General features: G+C 50.4%; 22 protein-coding genes. 8 read left to right on the forward strand and 14 right to left on the reverse strand.

What is annotated here, in order from left to right:
* The first annotated feature begins 645 nt into the window (after window positions 1-645).
* Complete coding sequence (locus tag P6574_RS13290; RefSeq protein WP_310620750.1) at window positions 646-2,616, forward strand: glycosyltransferase family protein; 1,971 nt, start codon at window positions 646-648, stop codon at window positions 2,614-2,616.
* A gap of 382 nt (window positions 2,617-2,998) precedes the next feature.
* Window positions 2,999-4,057 (forward strand): MFS transporter, encoded by a 1,059-nt coding sequence (locus tag P6574_RS13295; RefSeq protein WP_310620751.1) that lies wholly within the window; start codon window positions 2,999-3,001, stop codon window positions 4,055-4,057.
* Window positions 4,058-4,266: 209 nt separating this feature from the next.
* Here P6574_RS13295 and P6574_RS13300 read toward each other — a convergent pair whose 3' ends face one another.
* The 5 genes from P6574_RS13300 to P6574_RS13320 all read right to left on the reverse strand — a co-directional run bounded on the left by P6574_RS13300 (window position 4,267) and on the right by P6574_RS13320 (window position 7,823).
* Window positions 4,267-5,007, reverse strand: coding sequence for a L,D-transpeptidase (locus tag P6574_RS13300; RefSeq protein WP_310620752.1), 741 nt, complete (start codon window positions 5,005-5,007; stop codon window positions 4,267-4,269).
* A gap of 213 nt (window positions 5,008-5,220) precedes the next feature.
* Window positions 5,221-5,904, reverse strand: coding sequence for an MBL fold metallo-hydrolase (locus tag P6574_RS13305; RefSeq protein ID WP_310620753.1), 684 nt, complete (start codon window positions 5,902-5,904; stop codon window positions 5,221-5,223).
* 135 nt (window positions 5,905-6,039) lie between these two features.
* Window positions 6,040-6,444 carry a DUF6691 family protein gene (locus P6574_RS13310; RefSeq protein ID WP_310620754.1) on the reverse strand — a complete coding sequence of 135 codons (405 nt, stop codon included), beginning with the start codon at window positions 6,442-6,444 and terminating at the stop codon, window positions 6,040-6,042.
* 3 nt (window positions 6,445-6,447) lie between these two features.
* Window positions 6,448-6,891 carry a YeeE/YedE family protein gene (locus tag P6574_RS13315; RefSeq protein ID WP_310620755.1) on the reverse strand — a complete coding sequence of 148 codons (444 nt, stop codon included), beginning with the start codon at window positions 6,889-6,891 and terminating at the stop codon, window positions 6,448-6,450.
* Between the two features lie 119 nt (window positions 6,892-7,010).
* Window positions 7,011-7,823: an alpha/beta fold hydrolase gene (locus P6574_RS13320; protein ID WP_310620756.1), complete on the reverse strand. Its 813-nt coding sequence runs from the start codon at window positions 7,821-7,823 to the stop codon at window positions 7,011-7,013.
* Window positions 7,824-7,872: 49 nt separating this feature from the next.
* Here P6574_RS13320 and P6574_RS13325 point away from each other — a divergent pair, with 49 nt between their 5' ends.
* A complete protein-coding gene (locus P6574_RS13325; RefSeq protein WP_310620757.1) occupies window positions 7,873-8,178 on the forward strand; it encodes an ArsR/SmtB family transcription factor in 306 nt (101 codons plus the stop codon).
* Window positions 8,179-8,359: 181 nt separating this feature from the next.
* Window positions 8,360-9,469, forward strand: a complete 1,110-nt coding sequence (locus P6574_RS13330; RefSeq protein WP_310620758.1) for a patatin-like phospholipase family protein — start codon at window positions 8,360-8,362, stop codon at window positions 9,467-9,469.
* A 52-nt stretch (window positions 9,470-9,521) separates the two neighbouring features.
* On the opposite strand, the gene P6574_RS13335 is transcribed toward P6574_RS13330, so the two are convergent.
* The 3 genes from P6574_RS13335 to P6574_RS13345 all read right to left on the reverse strand — a co-directional run bounded on the left by P6574_RS13335 (window position 9,522) and on the right by P6574_RS13345 (window position 11,198).
* Window positions 9,522-9,740: a hypothetical protein gene (locus P6574_RS13335; protein ID WP_310620759.1), complete on the reverse strand. Its 219-nt coding sequence runs from the start codon at window positions 9,738-9,740 to the stop codon at window positions 9,522-9,524.
* A gap of 199 nt (window positions 9,741-9,939) precedes the next feature.
* On the reverse strand, window positions 9,940-10,287 hold the full coding sequence (locus P6574_RS13340) for a DUF1491 family protein (RefSeq protein WP_310620760.1): 348 nt from the start codon (window positions 10,285-10,287) through the stop codon (window positions 9,940-9,942).
* Between the two features lie 107 nt (window positions 10,288-10,394).
* Window positions 10,395-11,198 (reverse strand): peptidoglycan-binding domain-containing protein, encoded by an 804-nt coding sequence (locus tag P6574_RS13345; RefSeq protein WP_310620761.1) that lies wholly within the window; start codon window positions 11,196-11,198, stop codon window positions 10,395-10,397.
* A gap of 620 nt (window positions 11,199-11,818) precedes the next feature.
* Here P6574_RS13345 and P6574_RS13350 point away from each other — a divergent pair.
* The 4 genes from P6574_RS13350 (at window position 11,819) to P6574_RS13365 (ending at window position 14,188) form a co-directional block, all read left to right on the forward strand.
* Complete coding sequence (locus P6574_RS13350) at window positions 11,819-12,070, forward strand: LPXTG cell wall anchor domain-containing protein (RefSeq protein WP_310620762.1); 252 nt, start codon at window positions 11,819-11,821, stop codon at window positions 12,068-12,070.
* Between the two features lie 457 nt (window positions 12,071-12,527).
* Window positions 12,528-13,073: a DUF5330 domain-containing protein gene (locus P6574_RS13355; RefSeq protein ID WP_310620763.1), complete on the forward strand. Its 546-nt coding sequence runs from the start codon at window positions 12,528-12,530 to the stop codon at window positions 13,071-13,073.
* 135 nt (window positions 13,074-13,208) lie between these two features.
* Window positions 13,209-13,592, forward strand: a complete 384-nt coding sequence (locus P6574_RS13360; RefSeq protein ID WP_310620764.1) for a cupin domain-containing protein — start codon at window positions 13,209-13,211, stop codon at window positions 13,590-13,592.
* Between the two features lie 167 nt (window positions 13,593-13,759).
* Window positions 13,760-14,188, forward strand: a complete 429-nt coding sequence (locus P6574_RS13365; RefSeq protein WP_310620765.1) for a SufE family protein — start codon at window positions 13,760-13,762, stop codon at window positions 14,186-14,188.
* 10 nt (window positions 14,189-14,198) lie between these two features.
* Here P6574_RS13365 and P6574_RS13370 read toward each other — a convergent pair whose 3' ends face one another.
* The 6 genes from P6574_RS13370 to P6574_RS13395 all read right to left on the reverse strand — a co-directional run bounded on the left by P6574_RS13370 (window position 14,199) and on the right by P6574_RS13395 (window position 19,208).
* Window positions 14,199-15,398, reverse strand: coding sequence for a CaiB/BaiF CoA transferase family protein (locus tag P6574_RS13370; RefSeq protein ID WP_310620766.1), 1,200 nt, complete (start codon window positions 15,396-15,398; stop codon window positions 14,199-14,201).
* Between the two features lies 1 nt (window position 15,399).
* Window positions 15,400-15,936, reverse strand: coding sequence for a MaoC family dehydratase (locus P6574_RS13375; protein ID WP_310620767.1), 537 nt, complete (start codon window positions 15,934-15,936; stop codon window positions 15,400-15,402).
* On the reverse strand, window positions 15,908-16,780 hold the full coding sequence (locus P6574_RS13380; protein ID WP_310620768.1) for an HpcH/HpaI aldolase/citrate lyase family protein: 873 nt from the start codon (window positions 16,778-16,780) through the stop codon (window positions 15,908-15,910). The genes P6574_RS13375 and P6574_RS13380 overlap by 29 nt, the downstream gene beginning before the upstream one ends.
* 430 nt (window positions 16,781-17,210) lie before the next feature.
* On the reverse strand, window positions 17,211-17,957 hold the full coding sequence (locus tag P6574_RS13385) for a DUF6456 domain-containing protein (RefSeq protein WP_310620769.1): 747 nt from the start codon (window positions 17,955-17,957) through the stop codon (window positions 17,211-17,213).
* Window positions 17,947-18,384, reverse strand: a complete 438-nt coding sequence (locus P6574_RS13390) for a hypothetical protein (RefSeq protein WP_310620770.1) — start codon at window positions 18,382-18,384, stop codon at window positions 17,947-17,949. The genes P6574_RS13385 and P6574_RS13390 overlap by 11 nt, the downstream gene beginning before the upstream one ends.
* A 401-nt stretch (window positions 18,385-18,785) precedes the next feature.
* Window positions 18,786-19,208 carry a MucR family transcriptional regulator gene (locus P6574_RS13395; protein WP_310620771.1) on the reverse strand — a complete coding sequence of 141 codons (423 nt, stop codon included), beginning with the start codon at window positions 19,206-19,208 and terminating at the stop codon, window positions 18,786-18,788.
* Between the last annotated feature and the right edge of the window lie 359 nt (window positions 19,209-19,567).

Genomic DNA, 19,567 nt, shown 5'->3' on the forward strand with positions numbered 1-19,567 from the left:
GATACGCTTGTCTGATGCCTTTTCTGTGCCTTCAGTAACTATGGAGCACGGCCCACCCTACTGCGGCGGGAGGGCCACAGCAGAGGTCAGATCAGTAAAGACGGGACCGTAAGGGATCGTTCTAGAGTGGGTTCGACCACCATCTTTGCAAAAACATTCTTTTTGCACTGCAGCATAAAAACAGAACCAAAAATCAATTCGCTAATATATACTTCAACTTACAAAGTAATAACAGCGTCAAGCACTAAAGACATTTAAGAGTAAAATTACATAACTTTCACTTTAATTCTTGCTTTTCAGGCGTATATTTTGAGACAAATCTAATGTGCAGTGCAGCAAGAAAGAAGATAACGAAGTAACATCACAAAACACCTTGAGGTTTACTTTCAAGAATTTATGTCGTTTTGGGAGAGTTAAGCTCATAACGGCATAAGCACGATGCTTCCGGCTTGATATAACGCTTCACAACACATAACCCTCGAAGTAGCAAGGTTATTTCAATGAAACCCGCTGCTTCCCAATGTGGCTTCAGCTTCCTTCGTAATGAAACAAAAGAAGTATTTCTAGCCGCCCACCCAAAACATTCTGTCCCGTGTTCAGCACATGGGGCTCACTGTGGAATCTAACAAGTGAGGGAACATCACCATGCTTGAAAAGACACAGCCCCAAAAAACTCGTGGAAATACCTCCAATCAGGATTTCTCTAGTATCACAAGTAACAGGAACCTTCTCAAAGGTCAGTTCAGTCGGCTCGGAAGCTTCGATGTGGAAGTCAAAGAAGAGACAAAGGCGACCTTGTTACGTACACAAACCCTTGCCAATGAAGAGATCCCCTACAAAGATCCTGATATTGGTGATGTTAGCGTTCTGGCTTGTGTAACTATGTATAACGAGCCCTCTAATTTATTTGAACAGACATTAGAGGGGATGGTAGCGTCTATTTCCTATCTCGGCACTTCTCCGGCAACTCCCAAGCCAGAAAATATCATTTTGGTTTTCGTCGTGGATGGTGCCTCCAAACTTGCACCGTCAACGCGTAGCTTCATGAAGGAACGCGGCCTTCTACCTGAAGACGAAGAAATATACCCCGATGATGGGGGAATGACTTTGTACGAAAGTGTCATTTCGCACAAAGACACCTCCAAAAATATATGGGTATCTGTCGCGCTGAAGCATAGTAATGGTGGCAAACTGGACAGCCACCGCTGGATTTTGCGCTCTTTAGCTCCGGGTTTTTCCCCCCTGTGCTGGGTTCAAGTTGATGTGGGCTGCGTGCCCAGCCATGAAGCCCTCGAAGAAATTAGTGAGCAATTTACTCAGGATCCCACCATCGCCGCGGTTATTCCGCGTGTAGAGGTGGAACCTGTCGGGAGCATGCTGGATCCCCTTTATGCCTATCAGCATATTTATTTCTTACTGTCCTACATGGTCAGGCTCCCCGCACTGGACGTGATGGGCAGCATTGATCTTGTACCGGGGCAAATGTCGGCCATGCGCTGGGAACTGTTCAATCAACACACAGAGGATGGGCACACAGTTGCGGACCGGTACCTGGAAGGTCTTTATGCCACCAGCCCCTATGATATCATTCGCTTCACAGCAGAGGACGCCTTGATCGGCTTTGAGCTGTTGTGTGCCGAAAGGAGTGACTTACGGCTGGAAACCACATACAGCGCCATGTCACAGGTCGAGCCCTGCGAAGACCTCATGACACTGCTCAAACAGCGCCGACGCTGGATTAACGGGGGCATCCTGTCAAAATTCTATCAAGTTTCCCATCTGCCCCGGTATTGGCGCGCATCCCATGCCAAGCTGGATAGAAAGCTGCGTGTGACCCTAACCACCTTATGGATGACGTTTACAAGCGTTCTGGGACTGGTCGTTGGTCCGGCTCTGATCGCTGGTTTAGTGTCATTTGATATATTAACAGCAGAATCCTTCCCCACTGCAATTGCCGACCCCATACTTCTGGCAGTTGGGCTTGCCGCCCTGCTTCTTGCCCTTCCCGCGGTGGCAGCAGCAACGCCCTACATAAAACGCCTCACCCCCCGGCAGGTACGGGTGCTTATGAGTGCGGCCACCCTTGGGAATTTCGCTCTTATTGCTTTTAGCGCATTTAAGCTCGGATTGTACACGATGCTGCTTACGACAATGCCAATGGTTTTAATATTCGTTGGAATTGGTCTTTTGCTGGGTAAGCGCACTTTATTTGTGGTCCTGCGCTCCGTCTGGTCCTACCTGTTTGTGCTCCTGCCCTTCAATATTATGTTGCAAGTCTACTCGGTTTTCAATTTGCATGACGCATCTTGGGGAACCAAAGGCATAGACAAACTACAGGCAAAAAAAATAAAAGTGCATCCCTCTGTAGTGGCAAGTCGCCTCAAGCGCTTCAGAAATATCATGCTCTTAGGCTACACACTGACAACAATATTGTTTGCCTCCCTCATCGTGGTTGCACCACATGCAGTCATTCCCCTTCTAGCATTGGCGGGAGTGCTCCAAATCCTGTCCTATCTGCCTGCAGTGACAAAGGCTGTCAAAAATAGCCCCACACAGAAAACGGAGCGCGTTGTCCAGCCAGAAGTAGTGGTAGGAGAAGCCGCAGGAGAAGCTTGAAACAAGGCAAGGAACGTGAGGTGGTGGCTCCGGCTTTCGGGTTGAGGTACACGAAAAAACAATAGCTTACATCGGTGAAGTGTTTCAATGAAACATCTCACTGATCTAAGTCTTTTATAGGAAGGCAAGGCAATGAGTGAGTACCGGATAGACAAAATCTTGGAGTACGAAAAGCATAGGGGGATCTTCAAGCCAATATGTGCGATGCTCGACCAACTCTCAAAAACAACCCCTATTCTCCATTGCGGAAAACAAGATATTTTTAAGGGTCTTGAGCACAATCCAGCGGCCCATCAAGGAAATGGACGTGAAAGTGAAACATACCCATCATGGCCTTTAGAGGACCAGCTCCTCCTGCAGCCACCCTCTTAAAGAAATCCGAATGAAATTCTCCATTAATTTTGTTCTAATTCGCATCATCACAGCGGTTGCCCTGTTTGCGGCACTGGGTAAGGCGAATGAGTGGATGGACACAACCACCAACACCTTACTTGCCTTGGGCTACAGTATCGAGCTGATTTTCCTTCCCATTACCCTTCTTCTGCTAGGCTCCAGAGCCTTGATCTGGGCTTTGGCTGTAATGGCTGCGGGGGCAGCCCTGTTCATTATCACAGACAAGCCGTTTGTTCCCATGGTTGCGGCCTGCCTCTTCGCCTATGGAGCCGCAGTCAGCGGGTACCTCATTACAAATGTAGCCGCTCAAAGTAAGCACGGCGCTGCCAGAAACCTCATGTCTGTCAACGCGGGTGCCCTTGTGGGCGGGGTGATCATAATGTTTCCCTTTCTCACCCCAGTGCTTTTCTTCTGGAGCGCCTCAGGTATCGTGCTTATCTGTCTGCTTATAGCACTCCCATACCCCATCCACATTCCGGAAATTCATACAAAAGTGTTTGACGGGCAAAAGCTCTCCACCGTTCTCGCCTGGGTTCTGATTGGCATAACAATGGGCATGATCATTTTTGGTACATTTTCCGTTCTTCCCCAAAACCTATTGGAAACGCATGCGACACTCCCAAGCTGGTACGGATTTATGATCATTTTAAACTGCTTTGTTATCGTGGTCGCCCAAATGCCAATTCTAAAGTTCATCGAGACAGCCGGACGCTACCGCATGCCTGCCATTTTCGGGCTGATCTTCATGACATTTGGCCTGTATATTCTTATGGATTTCATACCCATATACTCATTCCTCGGCGCGGCAGTCTGGATGATTTTGGTCTCCCTTGGAGAGTGCACCCTTGGTCATCTTGACTACTATTCTACCCGCCAAAAAGTACTGTTTGTAAAGGAAATCAGTATTGGCTTTGGCTCTGGCCTCACTGTCCTGCTCATGCGCACCCTACCTGATGCCTATAATTCAACGCTCATCGCGGTTCTGGGCATCTCGTTCACCCTTATCTGGTGGGCACTCACACACCGCCAGCTACGCCACTACGATTAGGCAAGGCCCTGCACTAGAGCGCGTTCCGTTTGATTGAGTTCAATCAAACGACAAGAATTCGCTCAAAATAAATAAGTTAGAGTACAGAGCGTGAATGCGAATGAACGCGATGTACTCTAGATCTGCAGGGCCGGCAGGCCTTCAAGCCATGCCGAAAGTGAGCGGGTGTTCACGGCAGACCCGTTCAGCTCCCCCTCTCCTCTTGTTTTTTACTGCGCAACAACCGGCACCGGATTACCAGCGGGGCGAACCACCACGTTGGAGCTATTGGGCACCCGGTCATAAAGGTCGATCACGTCTTGATTAAGCATGCGAATGCAGCCGCTGGAAATGGACTTGCCGATAGACCAATCCTCGTTGGTTCCGTGAATGCGGTAGAGCGTGTCACGGCCATTTGCGAAAAGGTAAAGTGCCCGTGCGCCCAGCGGGTTGCCAAGCCCCGGGTCCATACCACCTTGGTATTTCACAAGAGAGGGGTCCCTGCCGATCATGTCTTTGGTTGGCGTCCAGCGCGGCCACTGGCGTTTGTATTGCACGACAGCCTCTCCGTTCCACTCCAGACCGGCCTTGCCAACACCCACTCCGTAACGCAATGCCGTCCCATCACCGCGCACCAGATATAAAAAGTGGTTTGCAGGATCCACCACCAAGGTTCCCGCATGTTCAGGCCCTTGATAGGGCACGATCTGCCGCAGGTATTTCCGGTCGCTTATCTGAGTCAAGTCTATGGCAGGAAGCGGAAATTTCTCGTCGGGCCGCGGGCCGTAGATACTCAGGTAGTATGGGTCTTCCCGCCAGTTTGTCACAGGCGGCTTCGATGCGCCGCCACTCCACTGAGGAATGGTCTGGCACCCCGCCAGAAGGGCAGCTGTTGAAGCGGCCAAAAAGCCCCTGCGCGTAAGAGAAGTCTTTGTCGAGGTGAGTTCACCCCGGTTCCCACTAGGTTTCATAGAGCAAATATCCCGAGTTTCCTTGACGCCTCTTCCAGTGGACACACCCCTTTTGCGCCCGCCCGCCAGAAAAGATCGGCTTTCACCGCCTCTAGCGCTCAAACATGACAGGATCGGGACTGGCTTATGACACAATCATGGCCATCCCTCACACATTTGTCAGGGGACAAACAACTTCTTGATTTGGATAGGAAAAGTTGTGAAGTGTCCGTTTCACACCGTTTTGCGCAGCAGCGTTTCGGCGTGGCGTTTGACCTCTTGGGATGACAAAGGCCCTCCATGGCCCAGATAAAACGTCTCCATACCGCAGTCCAGCAAACATAGCAGTTCTTTAGCCACCCGTTCCGTATCTTCCTCAAACGGCGGCTGCATGGCTTTATCCTTGCGCACGATCCCACCCAGCAGAATGCCAGAGGAAACCAGATCACCCGCAAGCACCTTCCGGTTGCTCAAAATCACGGAGAGAGAGCCTTGCGTATGACCGGGTGTGTGGAACACAGTTCCATCCAAGCCAAACTCCGTCAACGCAAACCTATCATCATTTTGTAGCAAAATATCGGGAGTAAAGCTGGCGTAGGGTGTCTGCGGTCTGCCGGTTTTAAGAAGTAATTTTCCAAAGAGCCCTGTCGGGCAATAGACCATGGGCTTCTCGCGCAAGTAGTAGGGAAGATCAACTGCGTGCGCCAGCACCGGCGCCTGACACAGCTCCTGCAACTTCTTTGCATTGCCTGCATGGTCCCCGTGGGCATGGGTGACGATTATCAGGTCGACATCTTTATAGGAAAGGCCTTGTCTCTTGAGAAAGAGACCAATTTTCTTATGGGAGTTGGGCAACCCCGTATCCACCAGAACAATACTTTCACTGCTGACAATCACAAAGGCATTAATTATACTCATGGGTAAAATGGGAACTTTTATGACATGCGGTGCCATAATGCTGCATCCTTTCCATCGCTTCCCACCTTACCCGCTTGAAGCCCTAGACTAATGCCACTTCATATTTGGCAGGCCCTGCAACTTTTTAGTAAAACCCTAAACAGACCTTGCAAGACGCATGCCTGCCAGCATGCAAACTACAAACACTGCCGCCTCCACAGTAAATAGGCCTAGAGATGTTATTGCCGGCCCCGGACACAAACCGCCAACCCCCCAGCCAATGCCGAAAATTGCCGAGCCAGCAACTAGCCGCCAGTCAGCGTCTATTTTTGAAGGCAGCTTGAAGCCTTCAGACGCCACCGGCTTGTCCATTTTTCTTGCCAACCAGAAAAAAGGCAGAGCCACCCCGATGCCGCCTGCCATTACAAAGGCAAGACTGGGATCCCAAGCGCCAGTTAAATCAAGAAAGTTCTGCACTTTGGAAGGGTTTGCCATGCCAGACACCAAAAGCCCGGCGCCAAACAACAGGCCGGAAAGGAACCCGATGATCATTCTTGTCATAGCTTACACTCCCACCACATGACGCAGAACCCAGACACTGGCAAATCCGGTCAGCATGAACGTGCCAACCGCCACAGCAGAACGCAAGGAAAGGCGAGACAAACCGCAAATACCATGCCCGCTGGTGCACCCACTTCCCAGAACCGTGCCAAACCCGACCAGCAAGCCAGCTAAAGCCAACAAAGGCAGTCCCGCTGTGAATTGCTGGTTAAGCGGCTCCGCCCACCCAGCCCCCATGAACACTAGGGGTGCAGCAACAAGCCCCACAATAATGGCCAAGTTCATAAACCGATCAGCGGAAGCACCGCTTGCAGGCAGCACGCGGTTCACAATGCCGCTCACACCAAAAATTTTCCCATTCAGCACAAACAAAAGCGCGGATGAAAGGCCAATCATCCCCCCTCCCACCAAAGCGCTCAGCGGTGTAAATTCCGTTTCAACAATCATCCTATCAGGTACTCCTCAATAAATATTAGATGTACCTAATATAAGAATTTACTAATGTAAAGGTAAACCCGACCAGCCTCTCCATATGCTCAAGGGAGCCGCTCGCTCGAAGCGGAAGCCTAACATATTGTTTTCATTACAGCTGCGACTATCACCTCAGGCCGATCTTCTTGCACCAAATGCCCAGCATGTGCGATAGGAATGCAATCACGGGCGCTAATCATTCCAGCCAAGCTCACTCCTTTGTCAAAGGGTATCCACACATCCTCTTGCCCCCAAAGGACAGTGACAGGGCAATCCATCTGCGCATACAGGCCTTGCACTTCATCCGTATATTTTTGATCCATTTGCGCAATCTGACGATAAAAAGCAGACTGACCAACAGGTCCTGTCCACGGAGCACAGTAGATTTCAAGCGCTTCTGGAGTAAGTTTGGTGTAAGCGGCCGTTTGCAGATAGGCCTGCAACAAAGCCCGGTGCATATAATCTGGCATTCCGGAAAACGCAGCTTCATGTTGCCGAACATGCTGCACAAACGGAGAGCCCCACGGCGCGAGTGCTACCACATCAAAAATTGTCAGAGAACCATAGCGCAGGCCGTTCAAATAGTAGGCACGAAGCGCTGTTGCACCTCCAAAATCATGAGCAAGAATATCAGGTCTGACCAAGCCCCATTCTTGAAAAAGAGCCGCGAGCACTCTGTTTTGGACAGCTAGAGACACATCCTGCTCCGCGCGCATCTCCGATTGTCCGTAGCCCACCAAGTCAAAATAATAGACCTTCCTGCAGTCTGTAAACTGCGGAATGATCCGGCGCCAAACTTGAGAGGAGAAGGGCGTACCATGAAGCACCACAAGTGGCGGACCTTCCCCACAACTCCCCCAGCGGACGGCATTCCCTTCAATCACAGTTGTATTTGGAAGTTCAAGCATTTTGGTGACTCATATTTACATTTAGCTAAATGACTATATAATAAAAAATATGGATAGATCAATACAAATCAAAGCCATCGCCAGCGAGCCAAGACTAACAGTGCTACGGTTGCTGTCAGAGCCGCAAAAACACTTTTCTCACCAATGGTCGGCCGATCCCGTGGAATTTGGAGTGTGCATGACCTTCATTGCAGACGCACTGGGCGTGGCTCAGCCAACAGCAAGCAGGCATTTGGATATCTTGAAGCAGGCAAACTTTATAAACGTCCGCAAACACCTCAAATGGTCGTACTGCAAGAAAGACGAGAGGAGCATTGAGGAGTTCTTAGGCTGGTTGGGAAAGGAAGTCCTATAGGGTTCAAGAGGTTTGCCGCGCCTGCCCCCCCCCTCTCACACATGCTAGCTCCAAACATCCACTAGAAAATTTAGATCCGCTTTTAAGTCCAAATGGACCCTATCGATCAATCTGCCAATAACTGGATGCGCCTATAGTCCCTCCCGCAGCGCAAATTCAACACTGTTCTGGGAGAATAAAAATGCCGAAGAAATTCAAGATTCTGTCATTTTGTGGCGGTGGAATCCGTGGTCTTATTTCGGCTCAGCTTTTGGTGCGTCTAAATAAATATTACATGGAGACGCTCAAGAGCGAAGAAAGCCTCAGCCAAGCGGGTTGCCTGCTTGCGGGCACCTCCACCGGCTCCATCATCTCCAACTTTCTGGCAAGCGGGCTGGATCCTGAGGAAGTCAGGGACTTCTACGAATTCGTCATGCCAGTGATGATGTCCAAAAAGAATACAGATCCTTCCAAGCCCGAATACGGAACCGCAGACATTATCAACTTCATCACCGAACACTTCCCCCAGTTAGACATTGGCAAGAAGTTTGGGGATCTTCCTGCGGGCAAACACGCGCTCATGACCAGTTTTACGGTGAGCAAAGACACTCCGCAAAGCAGCGGCGACATGCCCACATGGGGGCCGGTTCTGTTCCACAATATGAAAACCGGAGGTGACAACCACCGCTGGTGCGGCACACCCGATGTCTCCATGCTCTACGCGTCCATGTGCTCCGGCGCTATGCCCGGCATGATGGGCTCCATGGATATTCCCGAAAGCAAGTTCTTCGGTATGGTGGACGGAGCCTTCCTCCATCACGACCCTACTTTTGCGGCCATCTCAACAGCCATCGCCAGCGGCATCAGTCTTGAGGACATCACGGTTATCGACTTCGGCACCGGTTTAATGCCCCAGTTTATCAACGATGCGGACGCCACCAAGAACTGGGGAACCAAACAGTTTATGGAGCATCAGGAAGTCCCGGCCGCCAACATGCAGCCCCTGTTCGTGAACTGGCCCCAGCAATCCCCGCTCATGAACATGTGCCTGAACGGAACATCAACGGACATGGTCCCCAGCCTCTCCCAAATGATGCTGGGTGATCGCTATGTCTACCTGAATCCGGACCTTGCCAAACCCATTGCCGAAGATGACACAAAACCTCAGGCAATCGTGGAAATGCTGAAGGCCGCGAACTCCCTCGACCTAAGCAAGGCCGAGGACCTTCTACTGAACTGCTGGTGCGATAGCCCCATTCAAATGGCACAGGACGCCCAAACAACCCAAAGCGGCATCAGCCGCCCGAATTAACTTATCTAGCGCGTTCCGTGTTTCTATTAAAACGCAAACTGCTTTAAAATGCTCAGCTGTCCGGATCTGAGTCCGGTTTACCGGCCAGCTCTGACCGGTGCTTTGAGAAGATGGAGTGGATGCGCTTGCTCACGCCCTCACGCCAGTGTTCCCGGCGAATTCCTGGGAAAATATGGATCTGAGCAGAAGGAGCGTCGCAGCTATACTCTACTCCACGTCGCTTTCTGGTTGCCTGTGTTTGAGCAATAGAAAAGTCTAGGACAGAACCCATAACGTCAACTCCGAATGCGGAATAACCTTAACTCCGAAAATCTGAACTGTCATATTAAAGGGGCAAGAGGGTTAATCCGCTGTAAATCACAGGAATATAAGTTGCCTTTCACTCAAATAAACCGGCTTAAAGCCAAGGAAACTCCTTAGCTTCAGGAGTTCTCAACACAGCACATGCACAGCAGTATTTGAGTGTGTGCCTATTCCCCCTCCCCAACAAGGCTCAGGAAATGACGGGCCTGCTTATCTTCCACTTCCACCACCCAAAAATCAGGGTCCATGCGCGCTTCCCGTTCCAAGCGCTCATCAACTTGCTCGCGCGTACATGCATGGAACAGGCATTCGAACTCCCGATCTTCCGGCTTGCGCTCCTCAAAGAAAGACTGCGGGGCTGGGCCATAAAAATCAAAAGTTCCGTCCAGCCGGTCAATGCAGATAAATATAGCACCGGCTTCCAGCGCCCCCTTGCGGCGCACTCCGGCAAATAGTCCGGCACCAAAAATTTTGCGTGTGTAGGCCGAAACCCAGAATTCGGAGGTTAAACGCATGCTATTCCTGTTCTTGTTTTAAAGCGCATCTGCGAAAAGTGAGCACCTGTATTCAGGCCAGATGAGTGCACCGGCTGCAGGGCAAAGGCGCAAGGATTTTCAACTGTTCAAAGGGCCTCAACGCCGCTCAGCGTTTTGAGTTTACGAATAAACCGATCTTCAACCTGTCCGGTTATGATCAACCCATGATCACGCTGGAACTTACGCACGGCAGCCGCTGTTTCGCCGCCATTTATCCCATCAATCTCTAACGGTCCATACCCCAAGTCCGCTAGCGCTTTTTGTATGTTCTTTACCCGTACGGTAGTGGGGGGAACGGCACGAGCTGAGTTCTGCTCCCGAGCGGCTTCCAGCACCTGCTCGATAGTGCCGGATGCGGCGCGGCTGCTTTGCTTATTGGGGGCCAGCCGCGGAATTGGTGTTTGCTCCATCGCCTCGAAATTCACGTTGCTGTCCATGGTCAGGCGCGCCAGCAAAGCCTCGTTAATTCTGCCGCTTTCGTTTAACTTGCGGCTGCGCTGATAGGCACGTACCGCCTGCTGGGTGGCAGGACCCTCCATCCCGTCAATAGAGCCTGTATACATGGCCAGACGCCGCAGCTCCCGCTGTACATCCTTCACCAGCGTCAGGCGCTGGGGGTCTGTGGTTGCGGCCACCAGTTCAGGAATGTCTTCACGGTAAAACCGTTCGCGCGTTTCAAACAAGGGCGCGGGATGTTTACCGTTTTGGAAAAACGCGGCATTTGCAACAATCAATCCACCGGTAAGCACCATCATGATGGAGACCGTAGAACGGAACGATTTTGACATTGGCCGATGTGTCCTGTCCGGTTCATACTCGACAAACGCACTCTCGTCCTCGTAAATGTCTTCTTTTTCCAAATCCGGACGTGCAGATTTGCGACGCGCCATATACTCGCTACTCCATTCACGCGACATGTTTAAAACTGGCCCCGAGAATCCTTTGAATTTACTTTCCCGTCAACCACTTCAGCAGCTAAAGACCAACCAATCCCAATCTTTTATAGGGTGCCCCACCGGCACAACACGGGAGATCTTTTCCAACACAGGCCCCACCATTATAATCGCCGATAACCTGAATCTCACCCTGATTCCCCGAATATAAGAAAAGCCTAGTTCAACCTGCTTTCAAAAAAGTTCATAACCGCCCTTCCCTAACATAGAGGGCTGGATTGAAGCTTGTGGGAACCATTTGTGGAACTGGGTAGTCGAAATGCCAAGAAAGTTCACTCTGGTTTATGAAAGTTCACTCTGGTTTATGGATGTATAAACCAGAGTTCCCTTGCGCTCTTTCGAAGAAAGATGCATCACATGGCAAGCATCCACAAAAAATAAATACATAAACAGAAATAAGCACACACACAAAAAAAACAAATTATTTAAATTGAAAACAAATATATTAACAATTCCAATATAACAAAATAAATTTATAGAATAACAAACCATAAAACACATAGAAATAATATATTATTACGGATCATCCAATTATTACTGTAAAGGAGTCGATAAAAATGAAAAATATTCTCCTTGCTTCTATATTTTCACTCGCGTTGATTATAGGATTCGCTGGCTTACCGCAGTCGGCTAATGCCTACGATTACTGTCAGGAACCTGGCTATGTGGCAGATAACCCGGGAGCTTGTGGCGGAGGTACTGGAGATGCACCAGTATTACCAATTGCCGCGGGAATTGGCGGTCTGGCTGTTTTGGCTGGTGGCCTTTTCATTGCGCTGCGCAGGCGCAAAGGCTCCAATAAGTCCTGATGGACGCATAAGAATAGCACTACTAACCCCTTTAAACATCAGATTGGGAGCAGAACCACGCCACTTGAGGTATGCCCTCAATAGCGTGCGCTATGCTCCCAATCTGATCATCAAAGTGGACAGATATGTAAACTCGCGCCCTGTAAAAGTCGCAGTGCCCCGCCAGAAAACTTCCCAGTGAACAGATAGAAGTGCGTCCAGCCACAGCCGTATATGAATGCACCGCACATTCCTACTCAAAACGCTTACCCCCCCCAGCCACTATGGTAAATACAACAATAATAATTATGAGGAAGTTGCCTTAATTTAACAAAATTTGCGTAGTTCTTAGAGATATTTAAATCAATTAGTGTTTCACTTACACTGGTGACATTTATATAAAACAAGCTATGTAAGACCAAGTAAGCGTTGCAACCTGGGTGGAAAAGCAACCAAAGAAGACTAAACGGGGCAGACGATGTATTTCCTCTTAAAGGTGGCCTTTTGGCTCTCCCTTATTTTGCTCATAGTGCCAATTGGCATCGGCAGCGATGATGAGGCACCTTCTATTAATGTTGTGCAAGCCTTTGTTGCGGCCCGTTCTGCCATATCCGACATGAGTGGATTTTGCGATCGCAACCCCGACACTTGCGAGACCGGAAGCTCCGTGGCTACCCTCATCGGCCTGAAAGCCAAACAGGCTGCGCGGTTGACCTATGACTATCTGGTTGAAGATGAGGCAACGCCTGATGTTGAGGCACCACAGCAGCATGTTACACCTGTCAACGTCAACAAGGCCTCAAGAGCAACGCTTGCCGCGAGCGAGCCCGAACCAAGCATGACAGGCACCCTCACCAGTACGGATAAGGAAATACCATGGGGACTGGAGGCAGTTGCCGCAGTCGGCTCATCACTTTTGTCCGGCGGGCAAGATGATATAGACATCGCCCCCATCGGCACCTCAAGCCTGCCTTCCCCACACATAAGCGGCATCCCCTTCCCGAGGCCAGACCCAAGGCTGTAACGCCCTCAACAAAGGGCAGACAACCCGCCACCATTAAAACAACTCACTACTCTAACCCATTATTTACTCGTATCTTTATCCCAATACCGGTATCCAGTTTTCAAAGGTACACTCTAGGATAAACAGAATTACCCCATGGAAAACACACAGGAACTCGATGAAAGCCCACTTGGCACACCAAAGCATTTGAAGCGAGATGACTGGGCAACTCGGGACGCGTTTTGGTTCGGCCGCGTAGAGGGCCAAGAGTTGGGAACAAATACCACCATACTCTTTTTCTCAACCGATAAGATCGGCGACGGACCTCCACTGCACGTCCACACCTATGACGAACTTTTTATTATCAGATCAGGCAGAGCCCTTTTCACTGTTGGAGAGGAAAAGTTCACTGCTGAAAAAGGCGATGTGGTATTTGGTCCAGCAAATATTCCGCACAAATTTGAGAATTTGGGGCCAGATCCATTTGAAACGACAGACATCCATCTAAGTGATCGTTTCGAGCAGGTAGATCTTGAGTAAACCACCGTTAAAGAGAAGAGCACCTTAAAGGTGCTCCCCACTTAGTATTTTGTAGGCCTTTAACGCCCATTTTCAAGTGCACCAACAGATTTTGCGGGCTGCCATATTGCCTGCACACCTTGATCAGCTATACAAATGCACCGGAATTACTTTGGAGATATATTTAAATGACAAGCTCTATCCAGGAGATCATCGAGGGTTTCGAGTTTCTTGACGATTGGGAAGACCGTTATCGCTATGTGATCGAGCTTGGTAAGGAACTGGAACCGCTCAGCGATGACGAGCGGATTGATGCCAACAAGGTTCAGGGCTGCGTTTCGCAAGTTTGGCTGTCCCGTCGCGAGGAAAAGCGCGCGGATGGCGCAGTGATCTTGCATTATAAAGGCGATAGTGATGCCCATATTGTGCGCGGGCTTGTGGCAATCGTTCTCTCCCAGTTCTCCGGTATGCCTGCTAAAGACATACCAGATACGGACATTGAAGCCGTGTTCAGGAAAATCGGACTGCAAGAAAACCTCACCCCTCAACGCTCCAATGGACTGCGGTCCATGGTGGAGCGCATCAAAAACGATGCCCGCCGGGTGATGGCAAGCTAACCTGCGCTTTTTAAGTTATTCCGCTTTCTATAAGGTAAGTGATCTCTGCTTCAGAAAAGCCAGCTTCCCGCAAAATCCTTTGGGTGTCAGCGCCCAAAGGAGGGCCGGAGTGACTTTCCGGAAGGCCGGTTGTCTTGATAGGGGTACTTAGAACCTTAAAGGGAGTACCATCGGCAACTTGAAGGGTTTCCACGCGTCCGGTTTCCTCAAGATCTGGGTCATCCATTGCCTCGCGCGGGGTTTTTATGGGTGCACATGGAATCGTACTCCCGAACAGCTCCAGCCAATCTTGCGTACTTCGTGTTTTTAGTGTGGCCTCCAATGTATTCACGAGGGCGTCGCTATTGGTGAAGCGTTTTGGAAAGTCTGAAAAGCGGGGATCCTCCAGCAAGTCAGGGCGCTCAATGAGATTGCACAGCAAGGGCCAGAACTTTTCCTTATTGCACATAATGTAAATCCAGTTGTCCCCTGTTTGAAAGAGCTGACAAGGAACAAGGGAAGGATGGGCAGAGCGAGGAAGACGGCTTGGAGTAATGGGGCTATTGAGAGCCCATACTCCCAGATATGAAAAGTTGGAGAGAGCGGTATCAAATAGCGTCACGTCTATATCGCGGCCCTTTCCTGTACTTCTGGCTCCCATTACTCCTGCAAGAAGGCCAAGAGCCATGTAAGTGCCGGTCATGTAGTCAACCATAGAAAGCCCGACCCGAGTTGGGGGCGTATCCGGCTCGCCGCACATATGAAAAAAGCCGGTACGTGCCTGCATAAGATAGTCGTAGCCCGGCCAGCTTGCCTTGGGCCCAGTACGCCCATAGCCGGAGCAGTGGGCACAAACAATGGCCGGGTTCACGTCTGACAGTGCCGTATAGGTTATGCCCAGTTTATGAGGAACATCACCGCGCAGATTATTCGCGACCCCGTCAACCCCTTTCACCAGCTTGTGTAAGACTTTGCGCCCCTCTGGATTTGTAAAATCAAGACAGAGGCTTTTCTTATTGCGGTTTACAGCTTGAAAAAAGAGACTGGAATCGCTTTGCGTCGCATCTCCAGCGAAATAGGGACCAAGGGTGCGGGCATAATCACCACCACTACGACGGTTTTCAATCTTGATAACCTCCGCACCAAGGTCGGAAAGCAACTGTGTTCCAAAGGGGCCAGCTGCATATTGCTCAATAGCCAGTATCCGTAGTCCAGCAAGGGGAGCTGTCATATCAATTGCCCTCTTTCCGCATTTTATCGGTTACGGCGTGGCCGCGTTTCGTTGCAAAGAAACTGCGGGTAATGTGCATGACATACTCTCCAGACTGTTTTTTGCCTGAATGACACACACGCACGACACCAGCGGTTGGCCGGGATCGGCTCTCGCGCTTTCCAAGCACTTTGGTTTCAGCATACAGGGTATCCCCCACAAATACGGGAGCTGGGATTTTAACCTCTTCAAACCCCAGATTGGCGATCGCTTTCTGGCTGGATGAGCTGACACACATGCCCGCAACGAGAGAAAGCGTGAATGTTGAATTTACCAGAGGTTTCCCGAATTCCGAGGCCGCCGCATAATTATGGTCAAAATGCAAAGGATGTGTGTTCATTGTCAAAAGAGTGAACCATACATTGTCTGCCTCGGTTATGGTTCTACCGGGCCAATGCTCGTAGATATCACCAGCCTCAAAGTCTTCGTAGTAAAGGCCGGGGTCTTCACGAAAACGCTGCTCTCCAACTTTAGTCATTCCCGGCAGGTGGCGGGTCATTGCCCTCTCCTTTCAGTTGGCTATTGGCAAGAATGCGGCGGGCTTGTGCCAGAACCGGCGCATCGACCATTTGAGTGCCGACCACAAAAGCACCTGTCCCGCCGTTTATATGGGCTGCGTGGATCACTTGCTTGGCCCAGCCCACTTCCTGCGCGGTCGGCGCGAACGCATGGTGGATTGGTTTTATCTGGGCGGGGTGAATGGCAATTTTTCCATCAAACCCAATCTGTCGGGCAAGGGTCGCTTCCTTTCGAACGGCCTTTTGGTCTTTAAGGGCAAGGCAAACGCCATCCAGCACGGGAATCCTCGCACAACTGGCAGCATTGACGATGCGCCCTCTCGCCCAGCTCAACGCCTGCTTACCCATTGTCCCACCGGTTTCAGCCATATGATCAGCTGAGCCATAGGCCGTGAGCAGGCGTGGGCCCGAACCTTTTAAAATCCGTGCAGCTTGCTCCACCCCATGGGCGGTTTCCAAAGACGCAAGTACCAAGGGGTCTTGACTGTGCGATGTGGCAAGAGCACGCAGTTGAGCTATCTCTTTTGCGCTTTCAACCTTGGGTAAAATCAGCATGCTTGGCCAGTTTGATACGCCAAGCAGCATGGTCATGTCTGCTATCCCCTCAGGGGAGCTGAGTGTATTGATCCGCAAGGCCAGTTGCTGCAAGCTTGAAGCGCTGGATACTGTCAAAAGCTCTTGCACGGCCGCACGGGCTGCGCTTTTGTTTTTCTGCGCAACACCATCTTCCAAATCCAGCGAAACCCAATCAGCACCGCTGTCGCGGGCCGTGGCCAGCCGGTCAATTCTACTTGCAGGTGTAAAGAGGATTGATCGAAACCTCATGGGCTTCCCTCCACACGTCTTCGCACAACCTTGAGAGTGGGTACAGGTCAGGACACATTTTCAGGTTTACTTTACACCACGTCTTCTTTTGTGGCGAAATATATCCGTCCATATGCTTGATTATCTCTTGGCATATTGCGGATTACAACGTTTTTTGAAGCATATTGGAGCTTGAGCTTGGAAAAGTGATCGGTAACCTGCTCCAGTTTTTTAGCGGGCTGCATACTAGTGGAGCCAGTGTTACAAAATCCGTACACACGGCAATACACAGTGTGTACGCTTGATCGTTCTGATTTTGCTTCGCGGATGCAAGAAAATGCAATTTAAAACATTGTCTTTTCAAAAACTTGCGCGCAGTGCGAATGCAGAAATTGTGCCGCTTGAACACTAAACAAGCGGCCAGTGTTTATGGGCGCAGGTATAACACCATTCACTCATCCATTGGCGAACAGGCAGGCGCTTTACTGTAGCGGCTATGGCGCTCGGCAACTTCCCCGCTTGGCGGATTATAGTGGTTTGCAAGCCGCTCAAGCCCCAAGCACAGCACCACCTTTGCACTGCGTTCGGGCCACAGGCGTTCCCGCTCCACCTGCCCCAATCCTTTCAAGTAGCAGCATACATCCACCAAGACCCCGGCAAGCTCCGGCCCCACACTGTCCAGCGCCTGAAAGACCCGCCGCCGCGCATCCAGCGCGTTGCGGCTTTGCTCCTGCTCGCCTCCAGTGCCAGCATCCACACGCTCCACCCGCCAGTTGGAACGCACCGCGCCCAATAAGCCGGCAAAGGTATAGTCCTTACGCAAGCACTCCCCTGCATCCAGCTGGCGCAGTGTCACAAGCGGTGAACCATCTTTGTTTTTGCGGCGCGAGAGCCACACCAAGGGGCTCTCCTTCTCGTTAAAACCAGCCGTTGCTTGCGCGCCTTTGGGCATATCGCCCCCCTTTCCCCCTTCACTGAGTTTACGGCGCAGCCATGCGCGCCCCTTCTCCGTCACATGGCAAATGCCCTGAGTTTTCTCCCGCACCAGCCCTAGCATGATTGCTTCACGCACAAGCCACGCCTCCACCGAGCCGGAGGCAGAGCCACCGTCTCTGGCTCGTTTTAAAAGAATGCGCAACAACTTCATGAGCTCCTCATTGGTAACTGTGGTACTCCTGCGGGTGGGATTAACGGCCATGCTTCCCCCCTTTCAACAGTGGCAAGGCCAAGACACCAGCCATTTCAATGGCGCACTTGATTTCCTCCTCAATAGTTGTCAAAGCCCCGTCAAACGCCGGATCATCCCGCAATTCTTCAATAACCCGCAGGGCATGGCGGGCCGTGGTCCGCTCCCGCTTCACAGAGGATGCCGCACTATTCTGGCTAAAACCTGCCGCCACATTCAGAAGATACATTGTCGCCTGACGGGCTCTGGCCACATTCGCCGCACAGCGATTTGGTGCAAAAAGGGTAGTTGGCATCACCCCGTAGGCAAGAGACACCCGCCCCGCCACCATCATCACCAAAGCCTCCTGAACCCGCGGACTATCCACGTTCACACTCGGCAGCCCTTCCCCGCTGCCCACCTTTACTGGAACACTCTTAGTTACTTTTGTATTCACCATTGTCTTCCCACCTATCCATTAAAGGAGATCAGTGCTCATGCGCTGACCCACTGATATTTGGCGGGAGATTGATGAGGGGGGATAACTTACTGAGCCCTCCCTGCGGGCTCCTTGGGCTTTTCACGCCTAAAAGCTAGAGTAGGTAACCTGCTCTCCTGTGCATTTAAAACGGATAACAAGCAAAAGCAGGCGCAAAAGTGCAAAAAACAAAAGGGGATAGAAACCCTCACGAAGACACGCAGGGACATAAGCACTTCCCCCAGACGTCCCCTTGAAACAAGCTTAAACAATGAAAAATCTATACTGGCTTGCCCGCCAGTCTTCCCCTTTAAAAAAGGGCATAAAAAAAGCCGCGAACGGTTAACGTTCGCGGCAACCAAATTCCCAAGAGGAAACTTGAATTACTTTGCGGCAGCGCGTTTGCGTTGCTGACCCAGACCCATTTTCTTGGCCAGCTCAGAACGGGCTGCTGCGTAGTGAGGTGCAACCATTGGGTAGTCTGGCGCAAGGCCCCACTTTTCGCGGTATTCTTCTGGCGTCATATCGTAATGTGTACGCAGGTGACGCTTCAAAGATTTAAACTTCTTACCGTCTTCCAAACAAATAATATAATCGTTTGTCACGGATCTCTTAACAGAGACAGCAGGCTTCAATGGCTCTGCTTCAGGTTCTTTCAATGCGCCGCTTGTTTTTTGCAAGGCTGCATAAACATCTGTAATCAGCACAGGTAAATCCGCAGAGGCTACAATGTTATTGCTCACGTAAGCAGAAACAATGTCAGCTGCCAGATCAATCAAGGTATTGTCTGCAGGATTCTCGCTCATTTTTCACCTGTTTGTTTTACTAGTTCACTTGGTAAACACGCTTCTGCTCAGAGCTTTTGTGCGGCTCTTCTTGCGAACTGGGAGGTATCCCAAGAATTCCACCGCAACATTAACTGCTAAACCTAAGCAAATACGTTAGAGCTTCTTATAATGATGCAGTTTTAAGATAACAAGAAGAAATATACAATAAACATGATCTATACTAATGTTTTTTGCTTAATATGCATGGACATCAGCTTACTATCATCAAAAAGTAGAAGTAGTAGAAAAAAAATTCAAGGTTCAGGTCAAGTAAATATGCATTAATGTCTGCCCTTAAGGACTACCTTAGCGTCATCACTTAGACTTACACTTAATCC

The sequence above is a fragment of the Pseudovibrio sp. M1P-2-3 genome (assembly GCF_031501865.1).
Classification (GTDB): Bacteria; Pseudomonadota; Alphaproteobacteria; order Rhizobiales; family Stappiaceae; genus Pseudovibrio; species Pseudovibrio corallicola.